This window comes from Candidatus Schekmanbacteria bacterium, from assembly GCA_003695725.1.
GTDB lineage: Bacteria > Schekmanbacteria > GWA2-38-11 > GWA2-38-11 > J061 > J061.
Map to the genome: position 1 here is coordinate 1 of RFHX01000279.1, position 4,146 is coordinate 4,146.

Annotated in this window: 5 protein-coding genes; 1 reads left to right on the top strand and 4 read right to left on the bottom strand. The window is 36.1% G+C overall.

The features are described 5' to 3' along the window. Positions 1 to 88: 88 nt before the first annotated feature. The 4 genes from D6734_10765 to D6734_10780 form a co-directional block, all read right to left on the bottom strand. Positions 89 to 892: a hypothetical protein gene (locus tag D6734_10765; protein ID RMF93151.1), complete on the bottom strand. Its 804-nt coding sequence runs from the start codon at positions 890 to 892 to the stop codon at positions 89 to 91. A 2-nt stretch (positions 893 to 894) separates the two neighbouring features. Further along, positions 895 to 1,887, bottom strand: coding sequence for a hypothetical protein (locus D6734_10770; protein RMF93152.1), 993 nt, complete (start codon positions 1,885 to 1,887; stop codon positions 895 to 897). A gap of 92 nt (positions 1,888 to 1,979) precedes the next feature. Then, positions 1,980 to 2,516, bottom strand: a complete 537-nt coding sequence (locus D6734_10775) for a hypothetical protein (GenBank protein RMF93153.1) — start codon at positions 2,514 to 2,516, stop codon at positions 1,980 to 1,982. A gap of 34 nt (positions 2,517 to 2,550) precedes the next feature. Further along, on the bottom strand, positions 2,551 to 3,108 hold the full coding sequence (locus tag D6734_10780) for an O-acetyl-ADP-ribose deacetylase (GenBank protein RMF93154.1): 558 nt from the start codon (positions 3,106 to 3,108) through the stop codon (positions 2,551 to 2,553). Positions 3,109 to 3,329: 221 nt separating this feature from the next. On the opposite strand from D6734_10780, the gene D6734_10785 reads away from it, so the two are divergent. Then, positions 3,330 to 4,031, top strand: coding sequence for a hypothetical protein (locus D6734_10785; GenBank protein ID RMF93155.1), 702 nt, complete (start codon positions 3,330 to 3,332; stop codon positions 4,029 to 4,031). Positions 4,032 to 4,146 lie beyond the last annotated feature (115 nt).

The following is a 4,146-nucleotide window of genomic DNA, read 5'->3' on the forward strand; positions in this document are numbered from 1 at the left end:
ACTTTAAATAGACAAGTAATATTTATCGTAATAATAGTTTAAAATAAAAATATTAAGTTAACAAATAGAATAATGAAATAATAATATTTTAGTTTGGAATCTCTGGTTGGAGGACAACTCGGTCAATCAAGCCGTTGTTTAATATATAGGGCGGTGTTGCATTTTTTGAAAAAATTGAATTTCCTTTTCTTATAAGCGGGACAGGCATTCCTTTACTTCGCAGAATAAATGTATAATTTTCGCATTCTCTCTTACATTCAATTATGCCAACTCTTTCAAAGTTTTCTTCATCTTCGCATCCTGCAGTCAAACAAAACCTCGTGGTTGAAACAAAAGAAAATGGCATATAGAGTGAAACCCTTAAATCGCGGGGAATCGACTTTGTAAAATATCCCTGATAAATATTGTCAAGTTCTACCCTTTCAATATTGAATTCCTTGAGCACTCTTTTATATGCTTCGACATCAAGATTTGTCGAACAATAATATTCTCTCGTCTTCTTTGGAATATAGCCCAAAATAGGCAGAAGGCGAGGTCCTCTTTTGACCTTAGTCATAAGGCGTCCGAGTACAGGAGACAATGAGGGAAATTCATTTTTCAAAAGTCTTACAACTCCCCAATCATTTATAATCACCTCAATAGACGGACTATTTTTCTGATTTTCAAGTACAGTGAATATTTCTTTCAATTTTGATAGTCCTTTGTCTGTACAGTATGGAGTAACAAAGGAAAAGGCAAGATTCCTCTCCCTGCAAAATTCAAGGACTCTTTCAACACTTGAAAGATTTGGTATCAATCTTTCGCAAAATTCACAGCCATAGTAGATTCTTGTCGCATTATTATCGAGTGAAGAAAGAAGCTCTTCTTTTGATATATAAAAAGCAAACTCCATTTTTAACTCATAGCCTCAGGATAATAACACATATGATAACGGCATTTCCTATCATAAAATTCTTTATACAGCCTTTTTGTCTCCTCTCGAAAGGAAACTTTATCTATGCCGTCATTCAATAAGGATTTTAGCATAGAAAAAAACTTCACATCTTTGAGTTTCCTTTCACTGTCATTTCCTCTTCCTACAATCTTTACTGCTTTGATGCCAAACTCCGAAAACTCAAAAAGGGCGCAGGCGCCGCAGGGGAAGTCATCGATGTGGACATATTCCCATATCTTCTGCCTTTTCCCGGCATTAATTTTCTTCTCATCATCAGTCGGTTTACGGGTAAGCACATGAATATCATAAGGAAGCATACAGGCATTCTTATAATAAAGCTCCACTTTGGCGCCCGAAAGGCCATGCTGGAAAGTGCATAATCCATCTACATTGACACATCTCGAATTAAATATAAAGGTCTCAAACTCAACGCCTTCCACATCCAATATCGTTTCAATTTCATCGAGGGAGAGATGACGTGGTAAAATGATCCTTGAAACCCCTGCTTCTGTAAAAAACTTCGCTGTTTCACTATTCAAACAGACTCCACCTGTGCTCAAATGTACTTTTATAGGAATTTTTTTTTCCTTGATATAAAAAATCAGTGCAGGGTCAGAAATTATTAGAGAGTCAGCTTTTATTGAAATCGCATTTTTGATGAATTCATCGATGTAATCGTATTGCTCCGGTGTATAATAATGTTCATTTATGGTAATGTTGATCTTTGCGCCCAAACTATGCGCCTTCTCCACTCTCTTTTGAAGCTCGTCGAAGGATTCAAAATGGGCTTGCCCTTTTGGCCTTCTATCAATGGAAGCAGGCGCGTAAATATGGTACCAGTCATTCGTAAGAATGCCGCAATAAAATTCATCTGCGCCAGCTGTGACAAGTTTTTCAACATCATCATAGCTGTCAAGAGGTGAAACTATAAGCGGTGATTTCATATTCTTCATTCCAATTCAACAACTACTTTTCAAATCAATATTCTTCCTATCTTTTTTTGAAAAAAAATCTCATTCTGTCAACGCCAAGAGATTGAATATTTTTAATTATTAGGAGGAAGGACTATGTTTACTCCAAGAAGTTTTAAAAAACCAAAAATTAAAACGGAATAAATAATCCAACCAGCAATACACAATGCTGTTGCTCGTCCTGTCGAAAAATCAAAAATGCTCCTCAATGCAATTATCATTCCTGTTATGCACCATAATTGCGCGGCAATGTCAAGTAATAGCCCCAATGCAGGGAGAAAAATAAAAAAACGCAAAACTCCGGGAGAAGCTGCAAAGGTTACTGTCCTAAAGAGTGACAAAAAAACGACATCCGTCCTTTTTGTGCCAAAAAGAGTGCTTCCAAGAATATAGATTATAAAAAGAAGGAGCATCCACCCAATTACAGAAACAGCAAGCCCTAACAACAAAATATACATTCCACCCTCTTCTTTCGTCAATCCTGTGAGATAGATGCCAATCGTAGTACACAAGGCTGTAATCAAAAGGACAACAAGGGCCTGTGAGTTTGCTGATTCATCTTCTTCCACTTCTTTAAAAAGAGATTGGTCGAGTTTAAGCGCTCTCTTCATTCTCAATAGTAATAAATCTGTACTATTCATCTTCTTATTCCTTAATCTGAGCTACCTTCTTCAAAGTATCAGAAAATACTTTAAAAACTACATCACTAAAAAGGACAAATCTAATTTCATCTATGTCAATATTCTTTTCTGCGAGAGACAAGACTTTGCCCAAGGAAACTTCAGCCGCTTCGTGGATGGGGTATCTATATGCACCTGTGCTTATAGCAGGAAAAGCAATACTTTTTATTCCATTTTTAAGGGCAAGGTCAATGCAGTTTTCAAAACATTTCTCCAACAACTCTTTTTCTCCTCTATTCCCGCCATGCCAAATGGGCCCAACAGTATGAATAACATATTTCGCCTTCAGCTTTCCTCCGCCTGTTATCACTGCCTCACCAACAGGACATCTGCCTATCCTTGAAACAATTTTTTTACATTCCTCCAAGATAGCAGGGCCACCAGCCCGATGAATAGCGCCATCCACTCCTCCTCCGCCCATTAAAGATGAGTTTGCGGCATTTACTATAGCATCTGTCTTCTCTTTCGTTATATCTCCCTGCTTCAGAGAAATTTTAGTTTTTCCCTTTTTGACAGCAATCATTTTCCTTCTCCTTATATTCTTCTTTTTGTATTTATTTTGAAAATACAGTATTTTTGAAAACGCTACAAGAAACTTTTTCCTCGTAGATCCAAGATGTTATTTCATTCTGCTATCAAATATTAGTTTAAAAAAGGGCTTATGCATTTGTAAAAAAATTTTGACAATCAATATTGAAAAATACTTAAATAAAATAAAAAAAGGATTTTTCAGGAGGGAATTTAATGGCAGAAATAAAGAACATTCATTCAATTATTATAGAAGATCTGAAAAAAAAGTTTGATTTGCAAAGGGTATCCCTTTCTCATCCTTTTCCGGAAAGGCCATTGCGTACATTGGGATTAGTAAAAATAGATGGAGATGTCTTTACATCAGAAAAATTTTCAAGAATTACCTGCCTTAGAATCAATCTGCCATTCTATTTTTGTGTACGCTCTACTTTTTTAAGGCCTAAGATGGAATATGACCTTCCTATCTTCTCAGGTGAAGTCGTCATTATGGGAAAGAAGCGAATGGTAATGATTGATGTACACCGCACAGGCGAAAAGGAAAGGCCCGAAGATGCACCTCTTTTCGACAAACTTATAAAGATTAGGGACAAATACCCAACTCTTATGGAAAATGCCACCAAAAATGTTGGAGAAGAGATTCAAAATGTTTTTTCAAGAGCAGTGTGTCAGGTAAAAATAACAGAAAGTCTTGATAACGATGCTATCAACATATTTAGGGAATATCTTGGCGTTTTTTCCGATTTAGTGGAAAAAGCAGAACCTCTCACAGGTGATAATCTGGAAGATGCAAAGAAAAAATACGAAGCATATCTAAAAACAGTTGTTGACCACGACCCCGGAGTCAAAGGTTATAAGATGTTGTTTGGTGAAGAAGGAGGGGTCAAAAGGTCAATGGAAATGTTTTTCGAGTCATAATATTATTGCTTTGAATATTTCCAAAAATTCATATTATCCTCTTTCTTGAGGAGTCAGATAAGATACTGATTATTTTGCTATCTTCCTGAAACAGACTATTGACTTTATACTATTA

Bases quoted from the DNA above. Each gene is read 5' to 3' on its own strand.
- D6734_10765 (RMF93151.1), bottom strand. From the start codon at position 892: ATGGAGTTTGCTTTTTATATATCAAAAGAAGAGCTTCTTTCTTCACTC.
- D6734_10770 (RMF93152.1), bottom strand. From the start codon at position 1,887: ATGAAGAATATGAAATCACCGCTTATAGTTTCACCTCTTGACAGCTAT.
- D6734_10775 (RMF93153.1), bottom strand. From the start codon at position 2,516: ATGAAGAGAGCGCTTAAACTCGACCAATCTCTTTTTAAAGAAGTGGAA.
- D6734_10780 (RMF93154.1), bottom strand. From the start codon at position 3,108: ATGATTGCTGTCAAAAAGGGAAAAACTAAAATTTCTCTGAAGCAGGGA.
- D6734_10785 (RMF93155.1), top strand. From the start codon at position 3,330: ATGGCAGAAATAAAGAACATTCATTCAATTATTATAGAAGATCTGAAA.